The sequence below is a fragment of the Microbulbifer sp. ABF4_148 genome (assembly GCF_056158985.1).
Genome location: NZ_JBSWUI010000001.1, coordinates 1,252,792 through 1,270,057, shown reverse-complemented (window position 1 = coordinate 1,270,057; position 17,266 = coordinate 1,252,792). Strand labels below are relative to the sequence as shown.

18 protein-coding genes are annotated in these 17,266 nt (G+C 53.1%); 2 read left to right on the top strand and 16 right to left on the bottom strand.

Going from position 1 to position 17,266, the window contains the following annotated elements; translation table 11 throughout:
* Entirely contained in the window at window positions 1-1,032 is a 1,032-nt protein-coding gene (locus tag ACXAD0_RS05575) for an alpha/beta hydrolase (protein WP_475087373.1), read from the top strand.
* A gap of 1 nt (window position 1,033) precedes the next feature.
* On the opposite strand, the gene ACXAD0_RS05570 is transcribed toward ACXAD0_RS05575, so the two are convergent.
* From ACXAD0_RS05570 to ACXAD0_RS05560, 3 genes are all read right to left on the bottom strand, one after another.
* Complete coding sequence (locus tag ACXAD0_RS05570) at window positions 1,034-1,720, bottom strand: class I SAM-dependent methyltransferase (RefSeq protein ID WP_475087372.1); 687 nt, start codon at window positions 1,718-1,720, stop codon at window positions 1,034-1,036.
* A 15-nt stretch (window positions 1,721-1,735) separates the two neighbouring features.
* Complete coding sequence (locus tag ACXAD0_RS05565) at window positions 1,736-4,579, bottom strand: M16 family metallopeptidase (RefSeq protein WP_475087371.1); 2,844 nt, start codon at window positions 4,577-4,579, stop codon at window positions 1,736-1,738.
* Between the two features lie 128 nt (window positions 4,580-4,707).
* A complete protein-coding gene (locus tag ACXAD0_RS05560) occupies window positions 4,708-5,121 on the bottom strand; it encodes a hypothetical protein (RefSeq protein WP_475087370.1) in 414 nt (137 codons plus the stop codon).
* A 217-nt stretch (window positions 5,122-5,338) separates the two neighbouring features.
* On the opposite strand from ACXAD0_RS05560, the gene ACXAD0_RS05555 reads away from it, so the two are divergent.
* Window positions 5,339-6,445 (top strand): MipA/OmpV family protein, encoded by a 1,107-nt coding sequence (locus ACXAD0_RS05555; protein ID WP_475087369.1) that lies wholly within the window; start codon window positions 5,339-5,341, stop codon window positions 6,443-6,445.
* A 62-nt stretch (window positions 6,446-6,507) separates the two neighbouring features.
* Here ACXAD0_RS05555 and ACXAD0_RS05550 read toward each other — a convergent pair whose 3' ends face one another.
* From ACXAD0_RS05550 to ACXAD0_RS05490, 13 genes are all read right to left on the bottom strand, one after another.
* On the bottom strand, window positions 6,508-7,704 hold the full coding sequence (locus tag ACXAD0_RS05550; RefSeq protein ID WP_475087368.1) for a serine hydrolase domain-containing protein: 1,197 nt from the start codon (window positions 7,702-7,704) through the stop codon (window positions 6,508-6,510).
* A gap of 143 nt (window positions 7,705-7,847) precedes the next feature.
* Window positions 7,848-8,243, bottom strand: a complete 396-nt coding sequence (locus ACXAD0_RS05545) for a hypothetical protein (RefSeq protein WP_475087367.1) — start codon at window positions 8,241-8,243, stop codon at window positions 7,848-7,850.
* Window positions 8,244-8,334: 91 nt separating this feature from the next.
* Window positions 8,335-8,724, bottom strand: coding sequence for a nuclear transport factor 2 family protein (locus tag ACXAD0_RS05540; protein ID WP_475087366.1), 390 nt, complete (start codon window positions 8,722-8,724; stop codon window positions 8,335-8,337).
* 136 nt (window positions 8,725-8,860) lie between these two features.
* On the bottom strand, window positions 8,861-9,073 hold the full coding sequence (locus ACXAD0_RS05535) for a glycine zipper domain-containing protein (RefSeq protein ID WP_475087365.1): 213 nt from the start codon (window positions 9,071-9,073) through the stop codon (window positions 8,861-8,863).
* 67 nt (window positions 9,074-9,140) lie between these two features.
* A complete protein-coding gene (locus tag ACXAD0_RS05530) occupies window positions 9,141-9,914 on the bottom strand; it encodes a class I SAM-dependent methyltransferase (protein WP_475087364.1) in 774 nt (257 codons plus the stop codon).
* A gap of 116 nt (window positions 9,915-10,030) precedes the next feature.
* Window positions 10,031-11,218, bottom strand: coding sequence for a mechanosensitive ion channel family protein (locus ACXAD0_RS05525; RefSeq protein WP_475087363.1), 1,188 nt, complete (start codon window positions 11,216-11,218; stop codon window positions 10,031-10,033).
* Window positions 11,219-11,483: 265 nt separating this feature from the next.
* Window positions 11,484-11,690, bottom strand: a complete 207-nt coding sequence (locus tag ACXAD0_RS05520) for a DUF7661 family protein (protein ID WP_475087362.1) — start codon at window positions 11,688-11,690, stop codon at window positions 11,484-11,486.
* Window positions 11,691-11,724: 34 nt separating this feature from the next.
* Window positions 11,725-12,027, bottom strand: coding sequence for a hypothetical protein (locus tag ACXAD0_RS05515; protein WP_475087361.1), 303 nt, complete (start codon window positions 12,025-12,027; stop codon window positions 11,725-11,727).
* 36 nt (window positions 12,028-12,063) lie between these two features.
* Window positions 12,064-12,747 (bottom strand): hypothetical protein, encoded by a 684-nt coding sequence (locus ACXAD0_RS05510; RefSeq protein ID WP_475087360.1) that lies wholly within the window; start codon window positions 12,745-12,747, stop codon window positions 12,064-12,066.
* Between the two features lie 671 nt (window positions 12,748-13,418).
* Window positions 13,419-13,982 (bottom strand): hypothetical protein, encoded by a 564-nt coding sequence (locus tag ACXAD0_RS05505; RefSeq protein WP_475087359.1) that lies wholly within the window; start codon window positions 13,980-13,982, stop codon window positions 13,419-13,421.
* A gap of 58 nt (window positions 13,983-14,040) precedes the next feature.
* Window positions 14,041-14,403: a hypothetical protein gene (locus tag ACXAD0_RS05500; RefSeq protein ID WP_475087358.1), complete on the bottom strand. Its 363-nt coding sequence runs from the start codon at window positions 14,401-14,403 to the stop codon at window positions 14,041-14,043.
* A 173-nt stretch (window positions 14,404-14,576) separates the two neighbouring features.
* Window positions 14,577-14,993, bottom strand: coding sequence for a hypothetical protein (locus tag ACXAD0_RS05495; RefSeq protein ID WP_475087357.1), 417 nt, complete (start codon window positions 14,991-14,993; stop codon window positions 14,577-14,579).
* Between the two features lie 1,333 nt (window positions 14,994-16,326).
* Window positions 16,327-16,788 (bottom strand): YccF domain-containing protein, encoded by a 462-nt coding sequence (locus ACXAD0_RS05490; RefSeq protein WP_475087356.1) that lies wholly within the window; start codon window positions 16,786-16,788, stop codon window positions 16,327-16,329.
* Window positions 16,789-17,266 lie beyond the last annotated feature (478 nt).

Here is a 17,266-nt window from a genome sequence, read left to right as displayed (position 1 = left end):
ATGGGACATCGGATCAAGGGTCTACTGACCAGCGCGTTGTTACTGCTCACTCTCACGGCCAGCGCATCGGCGGAGTATCCCCCAAAGCAGTTACCGGAGCGGATGCTAGCGCCAGAGTCCGCAACCTGGAACACATTCGAGTTCCGTCCCGGCGTGAACATTCGCTATGTATCCATGACACCGGAAGGGCCGCCTCGCGGCACCCTGGTCATGGTGCATGGATTAACGGCGGCACCAGAGTTTCACTTTGAACTCTTCCGCCACTTTCTCGATAAAGGGCTCGCGGTATGGGCGCTGGACATGCCCGGCCAGGGCAAGTCACCACGCTGGCTCGATAACTCACAAAAAGTCTTTATCGATGATTTTTCCACCTATGTAGAAGCTGTCGATCACCTACGCACCAAGGTCATGCCAGATGACATCGACAAACCCATCTTCCTGATGGGCATCAGCATGGGCGGCCATATCGTTACCCGCTATGCCGGTGAGCACCCGGGCAAGTTCGATGCGGTGATCGCCGAAGTGCCCATGTACGACATTGTGGTGGGCAACAAGCCAGTGTGGCTGGTGCGCGCCATGGCATGGTTTGGAGACACCTTTGGTCTCGCCGAATCCTATATCCCCGGCGATACGGACTGGGCGCTGAAAGCTGATTACCAGCTGGAAGACAGCTGCTGCACCACCGATCCGCAACGGGACCTGGTCGGAACCTACTGGCGCCTGAAAGAACCGGAATTGCGCATGGGCGGCGTTACCTACCGCTGGCTCAACAAGGCCTATGAGTCCATGGACAGGGTGAACGAAGAGGCGTTTCTGAAGCAAATTGAAGAGCCGGTTTTGATCCTGAGTGCCGGCAAAGACAACCTGGTCAACAGCGAGGTGCACCCGGACATCTGCGCAGCCATCAAGGACTGCGAGCTGGTGTATTTCCCGGAGTCAAAACATGTGCCGACGATCGAGCGTGACGAGATACGCAACAAAGCACTGGCGGCAATCGATCAGTTTTTGGAAACGAAAGGCGATCTGCATTGAGTCACCGGCTTTGCTGGATGAATTGCCCCACCAAGATGAGCGACGCCGGGACACGACTCTCAGCAGCAACCGGCTCCGCAATCTGTTCGATGGAAAAGCCGTTGCGTACAAACAAGCCGACCCAATCGCTCAGCGTACGGAAATACCATGGAGCAGGATCCGAAAATGCATCATCAAATCCTGCCCATGATCCCTCACGCCAGCCACTGGTATAGCAGGATTCCCCACAACTAAACGCAGGATGTAAAGTCTGCACAACCAACCGCCCACCTTTGTTAAGCACCCGCGGCACGTTGCGGAACACCTGCTCAACCGATTTCTCCCCCAGCAGGGAAAAATTGCACACTGCAAGATCAAAAGTGTCCGCCAGGGTACGCGAAGAAATCGCCGCATACTCGAGCAAGTGAAATTCTGCTCCGCCGAGCGCCTGCGCCCGATCAAGCAGTGCTGCAACCGCATCAATACCAACAACGCGACAACCCTGCTTCGACAGAGCCCGGGCCAGCCAGCCCTCACCACAGCCAATGTCCAGAATGTGCCGCGCACCGGTCGCGTACACCGCATCCACTATCGCCTGGTCGGTGACCAGGCGACGGCTTTCAATTTGCTGGTCTTCAACTGCAGTAGACCAGGGCTCCGCGTTTTTCCGCCAGCTGGCCAGAATCCGCTGCTCATCCGATGAGGCCATGATGCAACTCAGTGCTTAGTGAGCGGCAAGCTGGGACAGGGACGGCGCCTCCAGTACCACGACTTCACCCAGCCCCAGCGCATTCAGGTTGCCCAGTTGTGTTTCACGGTCGCCCACCACCAGCCAGATCATGCTGTCCGGGGTCAGGTAGCGCTCCGCAATGGCCTGCACGCCGGGAACATCCATACCACGTACCGTGGCCTCACGCTCCCGCACATAATCGGCGGGCCAGCCATAGTGGCTCATGTTTTCCAGCAAGCGCAGTTTGGCACCGGCGGTTTCAAAGGCACGGGCATTGCTGCGCACCAAATAGGACTTGGTCGTTTCCAGATCGTTGTCCGAGTAGGTCGTCGGGTAGTTTTCCAGGATGTCGTGTATCAGCTGAACGGATTCCGCGGTGACATTGGCACGCACGCCGCTGCCAATGGAGAAGGTACCCTGCTCCTTGCCGCCGGAAACACCCGAGCGAATGCCATAGGTATATCCCTTGCCCTCACGTAACTGCTGCGTCAGCCGCGACGCAAAACCACCGCCGCCAAGGATGTAATTGGTGAACTCGGCTGGAACGAAGTCCTCTGAGACTGCGGGCATGGCTTCACGGCCAATACGCAGCACGGACTGCTTGGCTCCGGGGACATCGACAAAGTACAGGCCGGGCTTCGCGGCGACGGACTGTGGCTGCGGCACGCTCACGTCACGGGATGCCCAACGCTGGCCGAGGGACTTGGCCGTTGCGAGGAAGTCTTCCTGAGAAAGATCCCCAACCAGATGCAGTCGCCCGATGGAAGGCGACAGGTAGTTGCTGTAGTAGTCCTTCAGGTCATCCATGCTGATGGCTTCGACGGACGACTGCGTACCCAGCAGATTCTGTCCACGAATACTGTCGTCGCCATGGCGCAAGCGCGCAAATGTATTGGCAGCAATCGCATTGGGCTCGGCTTCGGCGCGCTTCAACTGGCTGGTTACCCGTTTTTTCGCCAGGGCAAGCTCTTCCGCATCCCAACGGGGCTCCAGAAGTATTTCCTCTACCAGCGCAAACACTTCAGGGAAATTACGCGCGAGGGTGGTGCCGTCAATGCGGATCGCATTCTGCGTAGCAGAAACCGAAATGGTGGCGCCGAGTTTCTGGATGGCAATTTCCAGTTCTTCCGGTGTGCGCTTGGCAGTACCGCGCTGCATCAATGCGGCAGTCAGGTTGGCGACACCGGGCAGTTCCAGCGACTCCTGCAGCTGGCCGCCATCCAACACGAGGCTAAAGCGCACGGTGGGCACTTCGCCATGTTCAATACCGTATACCCGCAGGCCATTGTCGAGTTTGGCCTGCCACACCTCCGGTACCGCTGCCTGGGTGGCCTCACCGTAGGCGGGCTCCACGGAGCGGTCGAAGGTGGACGGGGTGCGTGTATATTCTGCTGCTGCCGATGGATCGACCGCTTCTTCCGCACCGTTGACAATTTTCTCCTCGACCACCAGCGCGCGGGAGGAATCCGCCAGGGCCAGGTCGGCCTGGCCTTTGGGCACAAAACTTACGGCAACATGTGGCCGACCCTTGAGATACTTTTCATAAACCCGTTTCACATCACCCGCGGTCACATCTAGTAGCTTGCGAATATCGTGGGTGGCGTAACCCGGGTCACCGGTGAAAACATCATACTGCGCCAGCTGCATACCCTTGCCGAGCACACTGGAGAGACTGTTGTAAAAACCGGCTTCCTGCCCGGCCTTGATACGCTGCAGGTCTTCTTCGGCAATGCCTTCTTGCTCAAACAGCGCGAAGGCCTGTTCGATCCCCTGGTAAACGTCATTCAGGTCACGGCCCTCGAATGCCTGCACCGACAGCTGCAGTTGGCCGGCCAGCTCAGAGCTGTAATCATACAAACTCACCCCGGGCGCCAGCTGCAGGTCTTCCACCAGCACGCGGTATAACGGCGCACGCTTACCCTGCGACAGGTATTCCTGCAGGACTGCCAGCGGATAGCTGTCCGGGAGGTAGCGCTCCACTCCCGGCCAGGCCAGGGTCAGCCCTGGTAACTTGGCGAAATTGTCTTCATGGAATCGCCGCACGGTCTGCTCAAGAACCGCGGGCTGCTTGGGCGCGCGCTCGATCTCTTCACCTGCGGGGATCTCATCAAAGTACTTGTGCACCCATTTGCGTGCCTGCACCGGGTCAAAGTCTCCGGCCACCACCAGCGTGACATTATTGGGCACATACCAGCGCTGGAAGAACTCCTTCACATCCTCCAGCGTCGCACTCTGCAGGTCTTCGAGTGAGCCGATCACCTGCCAGCTGTAGGGGTGGCCTTCAGGGTACAAATTACGGTCAATCACAAACTGGGAATGGCCATAGGGGCGATTATCGACCCGCTGGCGCTTTTCGTTTTTGACGACCTGTTTTTCTTTGGCGAGCACCGGCTCAGTGACCGTATTGATAAACCAACCCAGTTTGTCGGCTTCTGCCCAGAGCATTTTCTCCAGCGCATCGGCTGGAACAGTCTGCTGGTAGTTGGTGACATCGCGGGAGGTCCAGCCATTGGCGCCCGAGCCGCCAATACGCGCGCTCATGGCATCCAGACCGCCTTTACCGAGATTTTCTGATTCGAGAAACAACAGGTGTTCAAACAGGTGCGCAAAACCGGTGCGCCCGGTTTTTTCACGCGCAGACCCGACATGTGCGGTCAGGGAGACCGCGACAACGGGATCGGAGCGATCAATGTGGAACAGCACATTCAGGCCATTGTCGAGCTGGAACTGCTCGTACTCCACAGCAAATTCCGTTTGCTCACTTTCCCGGCCACATCCGGCCAGGCCCGCTACCAGCCCTATAATCGCGAGTACCGCGGCCACTATCCTGAGGCGCATATCTCTCTCCTGTTGGTTTTATGATGCGAAGATATCAGGCTTGGATATCGAGCAAAACCAATAGGAGATAAATAGCCATCACGCCAGTTGGAAAGGACAATCGAACACGGGATTGGTGTCGTGGAGGCCTACCCGGTTACCTCTCCCTCACCCAGTACACCAAAACGAATCAAGCCCGCCGTAATGAGCAAGGTGGCCACCACAGAACCCCAGCCTACAATCTGCAAGATCGGTCCCCAGGCAGACCAGGCACCATTTGCGCCATAGAACAACAAGTAGAGAAACGCGCCACCATTGCTGACAATCCCCACCCAGATCGGTCCCAGAGCGCGCTTGCCCTGCAGTGAGACATGCAGGCCAAAACCGTAACCCACGCACAATGCCAGATAGGCCCACCCCAGCAACCGTAAAAATAAATCGGTTTCCCGTACCGGCAATCCGGCAGCCGCCAGCCAGTCGGTGGGAAACAGCAAAAGCACCAGGCACCAAACCAGAACCGTGGCAGCAATCTTGAAAACAAAGACGCGAGAGAGAGCATTCATCGCAAGGCCACATTTTCTCTAGTTGTTAAACACTGGCGCACCGCTACTGTTGGCGCCACTCCTGCCAACCCGGCATGGTCGTCATGATCATACTACGGATAAATAGACGCCAGGGGAGTGGTGATGATTACAGGTCATGTCTCAACGGTAATTGTCATCTAGCCAATCCCCGCCAACGTATACACTGTGCTTTATTCTGTTCTTCAAAGGGGCCCCCATGAAATCGTTGCTTACTTGCCTGCTGGCGTTGTTGGTTTCCGCAACATCCGCTGCCAGGGCAGGAGAGATTGTCGTCCGTGTGGATAATCTGCCGCCAGAAGGCGTGCTGGTATTGCAGGTGTATGACAATGCCAACACCTTCGGTGATTTCCGCAATCCACTGATCGAGCGTCGCTATGACATCCAGCCCGATGGCACCTACGTCATAACCGACGTACCTGGTGGGCAGATCGCGGTACTCGGCTACCTCGACGAAAACCGCAACAATGCCCTGGACCGCAATTTCATCGGCATCCCCCGCGAGCCCCTGGGTCTGTCCAACAACTACCAGCCCAAAGGCCCACCCAGCTTCAGCCGCGCAAGCTTTCCCTTCCGCGATGGGGAAGTGCGGGAAATAAGCCTGGAGATCTACCAGGTACTCGGCGAACGTGGACAGTGGGGTGTTGGCCTCGGGGTGATCGCCCAGAGCAGCCCTTACGTGGGATCCGATACCACCACCACGCAAGTGATTCCCGCGGTAACCTATTTTGGCGAGCGCCTGCAATGGGTTGGCCCCAACCTGCGCTATGGCATTCTCGGTAGCGACCGCCTGCGTCTGGCAATTACTGCGTCTTATCGCCTGGGTGCCTATGAAGAGGATGACAGCCGTTTCCTGCAGGGGCTGGGCGACCGCGACAGCACCTTGATGGCAGGCCTCGGTGTCATCTATGAGTGGCAAGAGGGTACTGAGCTCGATGTGAGTTACGAGCATGATGTGCTCGACAATATCGGCGGCGGTATCGCCGAGATAAGCCTGTCCAAAGGGTTTCAGCTCGGCAATGTGCGGTTGAGCCCTCAGGTGGGTATCAACTGGCTGAGCTCAGACCTGGCCGATTACGAATATGGGGTGCCCGTCTTTGCCGCGCTGCCCAATCGACCGGCCTATTCGGTGAATAGCGCAATCACTTTTGAAGCCGGGGTCGGCGGATTGATCGAGATCACCGAGGACTGGCGTGTTGCTCTGAGTGTCTCCATCGAAATGCTGGATGATGAGATCACCGACAGCCCAATCGTCGGTGATGATATTGAAATCAACGGCTTCGCCGCACTGACCTACACCTTCTAAACCTGCGGTGCAGGGGGGCACAATACACGCCCCCCTGTATCGATCACCACCGCGCCAAACCGCTACTGGACGATATTGCGAATCGCCGTATTTACCAGGTAGGCGTTATCCCAATCAGGCCGAACCGGTGCTGCCCCACGCGCGGGCCCCATCCTTACAATCACCAGCTCCTCTGACGGCACCACATACACGCGCTGGGCGCCATAGCCCGACGCAAAGAATGTATCGTCGCGCAGGAAAGGCTCTGTGCGCTGATAGCCCTTGGTCAGCTGCAGCCAGGGGTTTTCACTGTGCGTATCCGCCGTCCAGATCTGGTAGCCATACCAGGAACTTTGCGGAGCAGGGGAAATCATTTTTTGAATAAAGTCCGCTGACACAATCTGCTTGCCATCGCGGGCACCTCGATTCAGTAGCAACATACCGAATGCGGCCCAGTCTCGCGGTGCCGCGATCAAACAACAATTACTGTGGCCCTTGCCGTTTTCCGCGTCCAGCCAGACTTCCGCATGACGTCCACCCATCGGATCCCATAATTTTTCCTGCAGGAATTGCGCATACGGTTTACCGGTGGCGCGCTCGAGGATCAACCCCAGCAGCTCACTGGCGCTGTTGTTGTATTCCCATTCCACCCCCGGCTCCCCCGCTATTGGCGTGCGCAGCAAGACCGGTGTGATCTCGGTACCGAACAACACCAGGAAATCATCGGAGTAGGGATTGATCGAAAACGGCGGTGCATACAGGCCGCTCGACATCACCAGCAGATCCTCGATGGTGATATCACCGCGGGCATCCTGATCCCACTCCGGGATATAGCGCCCGATCGGATCCATGATGCCACCAATGGAGCCCTCTTCGACCGCCGCCTGAATCAGTACTGGCAACACGCTCTTGTGCATGGATTGGGATTGTGCCGGACGCGCGGCGTCCCAGCCGCTGGCGTACCATTCCGACTGCACCACGCCGCGATGCATCACAATCAGGGAAAAGGAATTATGGCTTTGGGCAAATGCCTGCATCTGCGCCAGCGCATCAGCCTGGATCGTCAGACCTTCACGATCCGCCTGTGGCAACTCGAGAGGCTGCTGCCCTACCGCTACAGAGCGCGGCGTCAGTGCAGAGTAATCTCCATCCTCTGCGGTAAACATACCCACGAAACGGGAAGCCACCACGGGCTCGGAAAGATACAGATAGCCGACAAACACAGCCGGCAGTGAAACCACCACGGCCAGAATGATGGCCAAAACTTTGAGTATGCGCATGACTTATCCGGTGATTGACAGTGAGTTAGTGTGGATTCACCACACCAATATCCACATCTACGCGGAAAGCCAGGTTTGTCGCATTGACTAAAATCAAAGGCCGCCCGCAGCCTCCGGCAGGCGGCACCCTGACAATCTGGTCCTCAGGCCGCCCGGCTGTCTTTCCGGTACAGCACCACAAGAACCAGTAAATACACGGCAATCATGCCTGTCTGTAGCCAGTAAGGTAGCGTCGACTGGCCTGACTCCAGCACCGAGCCCAACGCCGCGGATGAGTTGACCGAGGTCAGCCCCAGTACCGTCAAGGCCAGCACAATGATCGCGCCCAGCGCGACGTCACGGTGTTTGGAGGCATAGTAAAACAACGCGATATACGCACATACTGCGAAGGCAATTATCTTGTCCTGATAGGCATAGAAAGGCGTGTCATAGTAGACGAACAACACCGGCACCTTGATACCGAAAAAGTGCGCGACCGCCATGCAGCAAAAATAGGCAACCCCGGCCAGGAACGCGTAGCGGGTAAGACTGGAATTCATCGGACCTCTCTCTATTCGATTGTCACCGTGCGTAGCGCAGTAACGCACCCACACTAAATGCATACGGAGCACCCTATGCGCGGTGAAAGCACTACTGCTGAAAATCCCCTCTAACAGGGGACGCATCGTATATGATGGTACCCCGCATCACCAGACCACCGGGTGCAGAGAATTCAAACAGATCAATCACATCGATGGTTGCCGGCTGGCCGCCGGACACAGTGCGGCTATAGGCGGCATGGATCGCGACCGTTGGTGGTGCGCCCACGCCGACAAGGAGATGGCGCAACTGATAGTGGCGATCTTGCACCACTTCGAATACAAAGCGGTAGAAATCCCGCGCCGAGACTGCCCCTTTGATAGGGGAGGTAATGATCGCCTCTGGCTCAAAGAGTGCCATCAGGCTTTCGAGGTCCCCAGCTTCAACGGCCCCGGTATAATGCCGCGCAAATGATTCGGCAAAACGTTCTGAATCCGCCATAACAGACCCGCTCAGTACCTCATTTGTAAAGTAGCGCATCTACGCAGGGTAGTGCACTCAACCAGGGCAGCATAGCTGCCGGAGGTTTTTCTGAATGAGCAAGCGATCGGCAAGATTAGCAGTAGTACCGCGACGACTACTCTCCCTTGTCGGGCCCATGGTTACGCTTCACCGCTTCTGCCAGGACGGAGCCGATGGCGGCACCGAACGCGATAGATAGGGCGATCCACAGCCCCACGTCGCCGGTGAGTCGTCCAATCACGGCGCCAAAAACGACGCCCAGCGCCACACCTGCGCCAATGAACGTTTCTCTTCCAGTGACCTTACCGGTATCTTCTTGTTCAGCCATCGCACACCCTCCGCGTAGATTTAGACCCTACCAGCTATCACGACCCCATCGCTCCGTAACAGGCGATCTACCCGACCTTCGTACCCGTGATCGCATAGACCAGCGGAATATCCTGCTCTTTGTGCGTCAGGTAGAACTTTCCGGCCTCGCGCTCTTCCATATTTTCGAAGCAGCTGTACGGGCTATAGGGATATTCATCGAGCTGCGTAATCTGAATACCAGCCTTGAGCAGTGCGTTCACAACATCACTCATAGGATGCGCCCAGGTGACCAGGGTCGATGTCTCACCGGTGTCATTTTCCGTATACGTACCCTCTTCCTCTACATCGGGCGCTTCACAATGGAAATAGGAGTAACCCGCAAAGATATCGTAAAACGGATGGAACTCTGCCATGTAAAAAGTCCCCCCCGGCTTCAGGCTGCGCGCCACCGTATTTGCCCATCGTTCAATATCTGGTAGCCAGCACAGTACGCCATAGGAGGTAAATACAATATCGAATTGCTGCCGGGAAGATTCACCGAAACTGTACAGGTCAGAGCAAACAAAGTCGCCGCTGAGCCCTGTCTGACTCGACAGAGCGCGTGCCTTGTCGATCGCCGTAGAGGACAAGTCCACACCAGTAACCGTGGCGCCCAGCCGGGCCCAGGACAGGGTATCCAGCCCGAAGTGACATTGCAGATGCAACAGACTCTTGCCGGCAACCTCTCCGAGCGCATCGAGCTCAATCTGGTTGAGTACATTCCTGCCCTGTAGAAATCCCTCCACATCATAGAACTTGGACGCGATATGGACCTCGGTTCGCTTGTTCCACGATGACTGATTTGTTTTCAGGTAATCCACATTCGGTCTTCCAAAAAGAAGCGCCGCAAAAGGGCACTCGGGGTAAAACGCCTAGCATACGGGTTCGAAGCGGGATCGCCTAGTCAGTAAGGATTACCGTCGGATTTACCCCGGTCTCACCGTTCAGTTGACGGAATGGCTGCGTCCTGACCATCGCGTATCGCCGTATATGACGGCGACAGTATCTCGACATTCGCCTGCGTAAATTGATCGAGAATATTGCGATTCAGATCTGAGTAGACTCCAGGTAAATCGCGGGCCAGTTTGGTATAGGCGTTGATTTCATAGCAGACGCTATAGTCTCCGAGACTCTTCTGCAGCACAAACGGCACGGGCTCCGGCTCAATCGCATCCGTATGCCGTGCAGCAGCCTCCAGTAGTGCATGCACTTGGCGCCAGTCGACGTCATATCCAATACTGACACTGACATGAACCAGGTGCCCTATAGCCCCGGACTCATCGGAATAATTCACTACCTGGCTGTTGAGGACCGTGGAATTGGGTATCGTCACGATCTCATTCTTCGGGCTCCTCACCCGGGTCGCGACCAGGGATCGCTCCACCACCTGCCCGAACGCCTCGCCAACCCGAACAATGTCCCCCACATTAAAGGCACGCGTGTAAATCAGGATAATCCCGGAAGTCACATTTCCCATCGCCGCCGTAGATCCCAAGGTGACCATGGCGCCAACAAACAGGGACACGCCCTTGAAGGCGGGTGACTCCGCGCCAGGCAGTAACGGCACCACCATCGCCAGCGTCAGCATCAGAACCAGAAACCGCAGGATTTTATAGGTGGGCTCACTCCACTCAGGGTGAAATCCCGGAAAAACGATATAGCCTTTCTGCAAGGCAACCTTGACGACATAAAGTAACTTAAGCGCCAGCCACGCATAGAACAGGATAACCAGCAGACTAATCAGGGACGGCAGGTAGCCTTCTATGGCCTCCCAGAATTTAAACACTGGCGCCAGAAAGTAGTCTGCGAATGGACGCGCGAGGGGCTCTGCGCCTGGCAGCACACGCAGTAAAACCGGGATATACAGATAGATGGCGAAGAGCGCCGCCAGGGCATGTACTACCTGAACAACAAGCAGCAGCAACTTCCGCAAAGCGGGGGCGGTTAGCAGCTGCATATCCTGAACCGCCAGCACCCAACCAGACTGAAGCAATCGGCTATCCACCTGCTCGCACAGGCTGCGGAATAGCCGCCTCAGGGCCGCAAGTACACCCACCAGCAGCGCGGTGAGCGCCAGCGCGAACAATAGCTGCATACCATTCGAGCCAGCCAACAACGCATCCATACGCCAAGTCCCTTCGACTCGCCAGCCTGTTCCGGATCTCCCCCGCAACCGATACGTATCGATACCGCAATTCCACGGGGACAGCCTACACCTATAGCACAGTCACAATATTTGCCAGTAAGACGCGAAAAACTACAAACTTTTGAAGCAGCGCACTCGTGATGCTGGTCATGCGAAGGAACTTATTGTGGGGGCGCATGGCTATGCGAGCGAAGGGAATCTACGACGCTCGTTTTTTCCCATACGAAGCTACGGCCTATCCCAATCAAAAAAGGCGAATCACATCGGGATAGGTTTCCGTTGCCCACTCGTGGCAGAGATCAAATAAATACTGAGTCAATTCAGCCTCATCGATATCGGAGGGTATTTGGATCCCGGCCGCTCGCCGCTTACCTTCCACGCCAAGATAGAAAGTCGACCAGCCGCCAGCAATCTGCTCGACCAACACTTCGCGCCCGAAGACACTGTACATATACAACTCCATAAACATGTAAGCCCTATTACGCTCACGATCGAATTGAACAGATGGATATTCGATACCATCCGGCAGCACTCGCGACCAGCCAGACAAAAACCGTAGTGCCCACGAACTGACCAAACATCTGGAGACCGAGTTTAGGCCAGAAATCGATTTCCTCTGTAAACAGTGGGTGCCATACGTAAACCAGGGATAAATTACCCGGCAGTAGGAAGATCTCGTATCCCGGCATGCCTCCACCCCAAACTTTCCAGTTCAGGATGAATGCAACCAGACCAATAGCAACAGCGACCATGCCAGCATAGATCGCTACAATCAGGGATTTACGCAAAGCCCTTATCACTCTTGATTAGAAAGAGGACGTACCTCATACGTTAGAGAAATTTTCTTCCGGTGGCTGCGATAGCCCTGACGGCGTCACTCTGCTAAACCGCTCCAATAACCGTATCAGTATATACGGCGTAACGAATGCGTACGTAATCACGGCCGAAGCAATGATCTTTCCAGAATACAGAAACAGGCTTGATGCAAGCCCAAATCCTACAGAAAACCAAATCGCCAGCCGATGCGAAGGCCGCACCACAAAGCAAGTCGCGACAATCGTGATAATTAAACTGACCGGAAGCTTTACGAAACTCATTAAAACCACGAAATCTGCCAATGTGGGGCCGGATACTGCGTATAAAACCAAATAAGACAAACCAAGACCAACAATATTGGCAATAAGGTAGGCTTTCGCAACCGCAAGAGGTGCATTAAAAAGAAGGGCTCGTGGATCACTGATATAGTAGCCAACGCTACGACTCTTCTTGACAAGGAATGCCGAGAAGAGCATCGGCAGCACGACAAAACTCCCCATGAGCAACAGCATCTGATTGAGCTCCATGCCATTCAACAAAAGTATCATCAGGAGTCCGACAAAAACGCCAAATGACGCGCCCACAATCAGCCGACCATAATTCGTAAGCGAAAGGCCTTTCCTGGGCCATAGAAGTAGTACTGGTGTTCCCAGAACAAACAAAATCAATAAGGGAAATATAATGAGGTGCATAGTGCGCCCTGAGAACAAAAAATTTGATCATTACAAAGCGGGAAACACTCAGAGACGCCACCAGCCTGAGGCCGATACCGACCACATCCCGATATATTCCCTTTCTGGAAAGGCTTTAATGACATGGTTGCAACCCACTCTTCGCGTAAAGCCTTTGAGCGTTTTTGGCCTGGTCTCGTGAAATGTAAGCGCCAGGAGAAGACATACCATTATCCTGGATATACTGCAGAGCGCTTATTGACGAAAGGCAACTGATATAAAACATAGTGCGCCGGAGCTCTTGGGCATCTTTGACCTCAGTAGCTTTGATCGCGAGTAATTCTGCCGTAGCCGCCGCCTGTCCATTAGCACCCTCCGCTACTGCAGACAAAACGCTTTCTTGCATAAAGAAATACGTACTTGCCATACCAATAGCAATTCCGATTGTCAGACTTACTACACAGAGTACCAATCTCACTGAAAACGACCCATGTTAACAAGTAAACGGACAAGGGGCATGATACCTGTCTTTCATGCATCTATAGCTCATACTTTATCATCGTTGCGACAGAGCAGAGAAACAGGCTATGCACAATGTATATAGTGAGTGAGGTGCTGAGTAAACACCATATGATCTCGTGCAATTCAAGACCCAGTCTCCGGGGAATATTCAATTGGAGATAGCCGGATCATTATAAATATGCCGCCGAGGAAATTTCCCTGTCTGGAACTCTGGCACTAATGTAGCCCGCCTCGCCTTTTAACGCACCTTGCTTGAACTCCATACGAAACTCAGATCGTGATTTCTTTCCAGCGGAATCCCTGATTTCGACAACAAGATGTTTGCCGTCCAGACTCTCACAGCTCGAACCTGTCTCATATGACCATGTCGCTACTTCGGCCTTCCCAAATTGATTTCCATCAAAAATATCCAACTTGAATGGCAATTCGAGCTCGCTGCCTGAGATGTCTAGGATCGCCACATCAACATAAAAACCTTGAGGTGCTTGCACAACAACAATGGTCAAGTCTTCGTTAAGAAAATCAACAGGCACCAGTGGAGGCAATGGTACTACGGGAGACACTGCAACCGTTTTCATTTCCTCCGGACAATTCACATGAACGGGAAAACTTTCGCTCCAGTCGGTTTGTGTGATCTGTTGCAGTGATAGCTGGTTATATCGCGATATTGTGTTCACGGCGCATCCTGAAGTAAACACATAAGTTAAAACAACAAACAACCAATAATGCTTCATCGAAAATTCAGCCTCTAACTTCCCAACCGAGCACAGATAACTGTGCCTCGCCCTGCCATTACTTGGTAAAACCTCGACGAATCTGAACCACGAAGGCCAGCAACGATACAACAAACATCAAGGCCAGCATGTAGCGGAACCAAATTAAATAACTAGTCCAATCCGAAAATCTCATAAATATCTCGGCTTCACTTTCTATGCTAACGACATGCTCGTTGTAGACCAGATATGCTATTTCAAAATCATTTCGCTCTAAAAACTTCTCAAATTCTTCGCATGGATCGTCATGAGGTAGTGCATCAGTGGAAACCGAATGCCGAACGGAGAGTCTTAACCTGCGTTTCGCCAGATCATCACGACAATTGACATAATCCATTTTTTTGGATACGACGTGCAGCTCAATATCAGCTACTTCCAACATCGACATTTTCCAAGTGTCGACACAAAGATAACCCAGAAGCACGCAAATGAAGAACATTACAGCGTTATTTAAATCTCTACTTCTCGTCATATTCAGTTGCTTACCGCCGCCAGTACAGGCGAAGCATGTAGTGCTGATTTCCGGCCGAACAGCAGATTCAGCACTCGAACTTGCTAAGCTTGTTGTCGCTTCTTGAAACTATGGAATTGAAAAGTACCAACAACACCCATTGTGTAGAACCAGAGGAAAACCAAGGCGAGAGGAAGACCACTCGTAGTGCCAGCTTCAGACCACATTAAGACCTTATTTGCGGCAAAAAGCAGCAACATCAAAATGGCGCACACGCGACTTTTTTTATAGATACCGAAGGCGAAAATAGCCATCAGAAAAACATCAACAAATGCAAAGGCATTAAGACCCAATATATCGTTACCTGACATAGAGATTAGCGTGAAGATGATGGTAATAACTATTGATACGGTTCCAGCAATCCACGCACTCTTAATTTTCTTAAGTATCTCCTGCGGCACTTCGATATTCACTTCCTTTTGAAGATCCGATTTAGGGGCCGAATAAACCTCTTCGTTCATAGATTTCTCCTTACATTTGATATTCCAATAACCGGAACGTAGCGTGAGCCGCTCCAGCTATGCGTAGGATGGGGACAATAGCAGGTGGCTATTTGTCATACTTTACGCCATGACCATAATCCATAATCTCATTTTCGCCGCCATTGTAGTCATTGACACCTTGCCTCTTATGACCAGGCAAGGGAGATGGCGCATTGAAGATAAACCAAAAGAATACGAGACCTATTACCGGCATAAGAAGTGCGACACTCCAAACAAGTTTGGAAACATTACCTGCTCGACTACGCCACAGACACACAAGACTCATAATTACAAAAATGTAATTTATGGATAGAGCTATATACGGGCCAATATTATTCATCATTTTTCAGCAACACGTCACATTCATCTTTTTCTTTTAAGCGCACTCTTCTCCGTCCGGACGTAATAGAGGTTAGGAAGCACCCTTTTGCCATCAACTTAACCGGAATTTTACGCACGCTCACTGCGTGATTTTTCCGCAGATCAAAATATTAGGATTTCCTCTACTCCACCCTTTTAGTCAGACTCTCTTCTTTTTGGAATACCAAAAAGTGAGGACCGCTGATTACTACTCCGCAGCTCAAATTCTTTGTGACCCTAGACCAGTTCTTATCTAAGAGAGCGGAAAACGCCATGAACAATACATGCTATCTTCACACAAGCAGGCTTGATGTGATGCGGCAAATAATACAACCCAACGCACATATATTCTCGAGTTCATCCTTATACATTACGTACTGGCTGCGACACCGCTATAGCCGTCTGGCAGCATTAGCTCGTTAGGTTCCGCGACCTTCAGTGGGTGCGCCGCATTGTTGATTAGAAACTCCTCTAGCTCACTTAGCTCAACAGGCAAGTCCGGTCCCTCGTGTGAGCCACAGCTAATGAAGCGGAATCCAGCTGCATACAGAATTTGAACTTTGCGCCACTGTCGACTATCGGTCTTTTTTGGAGCCTTAAAGCTTCGCCCCATTTTATGCATGCAGGCCGAACATTCCGGACATGGATGGCAGGGAGCTTCACCAGTGTATTCAACGGGTCGTTTATAGCTTTTACGACAGTTAAAACATGCGTGTGCGACGAGGTACTCTGGACCGCGATGAAGGGGTTTTGGATCAGGACGGGTTACTCCCCTGGTTCCCGTAGCCTTTCGTAGCTCCATTCTGCGATGTTTCTCTAGATCCATGCTCATGAGCCTCTCAATACCGCTAATGTTATACTCAACGCGATATGGCGACGCAGAGCTGAGTTGTAAAATCCAACCGCAGCAATCATCACTGAGTTAAAGTAATGCTAACGAAATCGGCTATTTTTAGTTCTGCCCGCGCTTACTGGCTACCACTGCACTCGCATTAGTCGCCCGCGCCGCCCATGCGACTTCATTGGACACAATCGTTTTGCCAATTGGAGCGATAGCAATACCTGCCAATTTCAGGTGCTGCAGCCCAAAGGGTATACCGATTATCGTTATAAAACAGACCAAGGCCGAGAAAACGTGGCCGATCGCAAGCCAGAGCCCACAAAAAACAAACCAAATGATATTGCCAATCAAGCCAAGAGGCCCGGTACCAATATCTTCTCTCCACGTTAGCTCATCCCGGGAAATGGCCTCTTTTCCGAAAGGAAGAAACGAGAACAAGCCTATAACAAAACATGCCCTACCCCAGGGAATCCCGACAATTGATATAAATGCGACAATAGCGAAGATCCACCAAGCGACCCCCATGCAGAACCCGCCCAAGATAAGCCACAGTAGATTCCCAATAAGCCTCATTTCATCTCTCTATTACTGAATATCCCAAAGTACATGTTGTGCCCGCCATACAAGCGAAAATTTTTGGTGATTACAATCCACGAACTATCCAGCTTTATCGCCGCCCGGTAAATTTCATCGAAAAGGCGCCGTTACTGCTACAAGAGCAATACCAAGATACAGTGCAATCGGAGAACAAAATAACGCGGGACCCTTCTGCTTCTCCAAAATGGTGTTAGCGCTCCCCACTAGCCGCACCTTCCCAATATAGATGGTTCTCGCACATTAGAATCGGATGCAGCCACCTCCGACCATGAACATGAATTTGATCTCTCTCGCAGTTTGCTCAGATGAATCCCCTAAGCCGCCGATCCATTTCCATCCAGACTACGAAGCACGTCGGTATCAATTTCTGCAGCTTCCATTATTTTTGATATTACTGACATACTTGTGTATCCAACACTTGGTTACGTGGCACTGATCTGCTAGCACTTTTTAA

Coding starts and splice junctions, on each gene's coding strand:
- ACXAD0_RS05505 (WP_475087359.1), bottom strand. CDS start 13,982: ATGAAGCATTATTGGTTGTTTGTTGTTTTAACTTATGTGTTTACTTCA.
- ACXAD0_RS05550 (WP_475087368.1), bottom strand. CDS start 7,704: ATGCGCATACTCAAAGTTTTGGCCATCATTCTGGCCGTGGTGGTTTCA.
- ACXAD0_RS05565 (WP_475087371.1), bottom strand. CDS start 4,579: ATGCGCCTCAGGATAGTGGCCGCGGTACTCGCGATTATAGGGCTGGTA.
- ACXAD0_RS05540 (WP_475087366.1), bottom strand. CDS start 8,724: ATGGCGGATTCAGAACGTTTTGCCGAATCATTTGCGCGGCATTATACC.
- ACXAD0_RS05555 (WP_475087369.1), top strand. CDS start 5,339: ATGAAATCGTTGCTTACTTGCCTGCTGGCGTTGTTGGTTTCCGCAACA.
- ACXAD0_RS05545 (WP_475087367.1), bottom strand. CDS start 8,243: ATGAATTCCAGTCTTACCCGCTACGCGTTCCTGGCCGGGGTTGCCTAT.
- ACXAD0_RS05525 (WP_475087363.1), bottom strand. CDS start 11,218: ATGGATGCGTTGTTGGCTGGCTCGAATGGTATGCAGCTATTGTTCGCG.
- ACXAD0_RS05520 (WP_475087362.1), bottom strand. CDS start 11,690: ATGTACAGTGTCTTCGGGCGCGAAGTGTTGGTCGAGCAGATTGCTGGC.
- ACXAD0_RS05575 (WP_475087373.1), top strand. CDS start 1: ATGGGACATCGGATCAAGGGTCTACTGACCAGCGCGTTGTTACTGCTC.
- ACXAD0_RS05500 (WP_475087358.1), bottom strand. CDS start 14,403: ATGTTGGAAGTAGCTGATATTGAGCTGCACGTCGTATCCAAAAAAATG.
- ACXAD0_RS05560 (WP_475087370.1), bottom strand. CDS start 5,121: ATGAATGCTCTCTCTCGCGTCTTTGTTTTCAAGATTGCTGCCACGGTT.
- ACXAD0_RS05495 (WP_475087357.1), bottom strand. CDS start 14,993: ATGAACGAAGAGGTTTATTCGGCCCCTAAATCGGATCTTCAAAAGGAA.
- ACXAD0_RS05570 (WP_475087372.1), bottom strand. CDS start 1,720: ATGGCCTCATCGGATGAGCAGCGGATTCTGGCCAGCTGGCGGAAAAAC.
- ACXAD0_RS05490 (WP_475087356.1), bottom strand. CDS start 16,788: ATGAGGCTTATTGGGAATCTACTGTGGCTTATCTTGGGCGGGTTCTGC.
- ACXAD0_RS05535 (WP_475087365.1), bottom strand. CDS start 9,073: ATGGCTGAACAAGAAGATACCGGTAAGGTCACTGGAAGAGAAACGTTC.
- ACXAD0_RS05510 (WP_475087360.1), bottom strand. CDS start 12,747: ATGCACCTCATTATATTTCCCTTATTGATTTTGTTTGTTCTGGGAACA.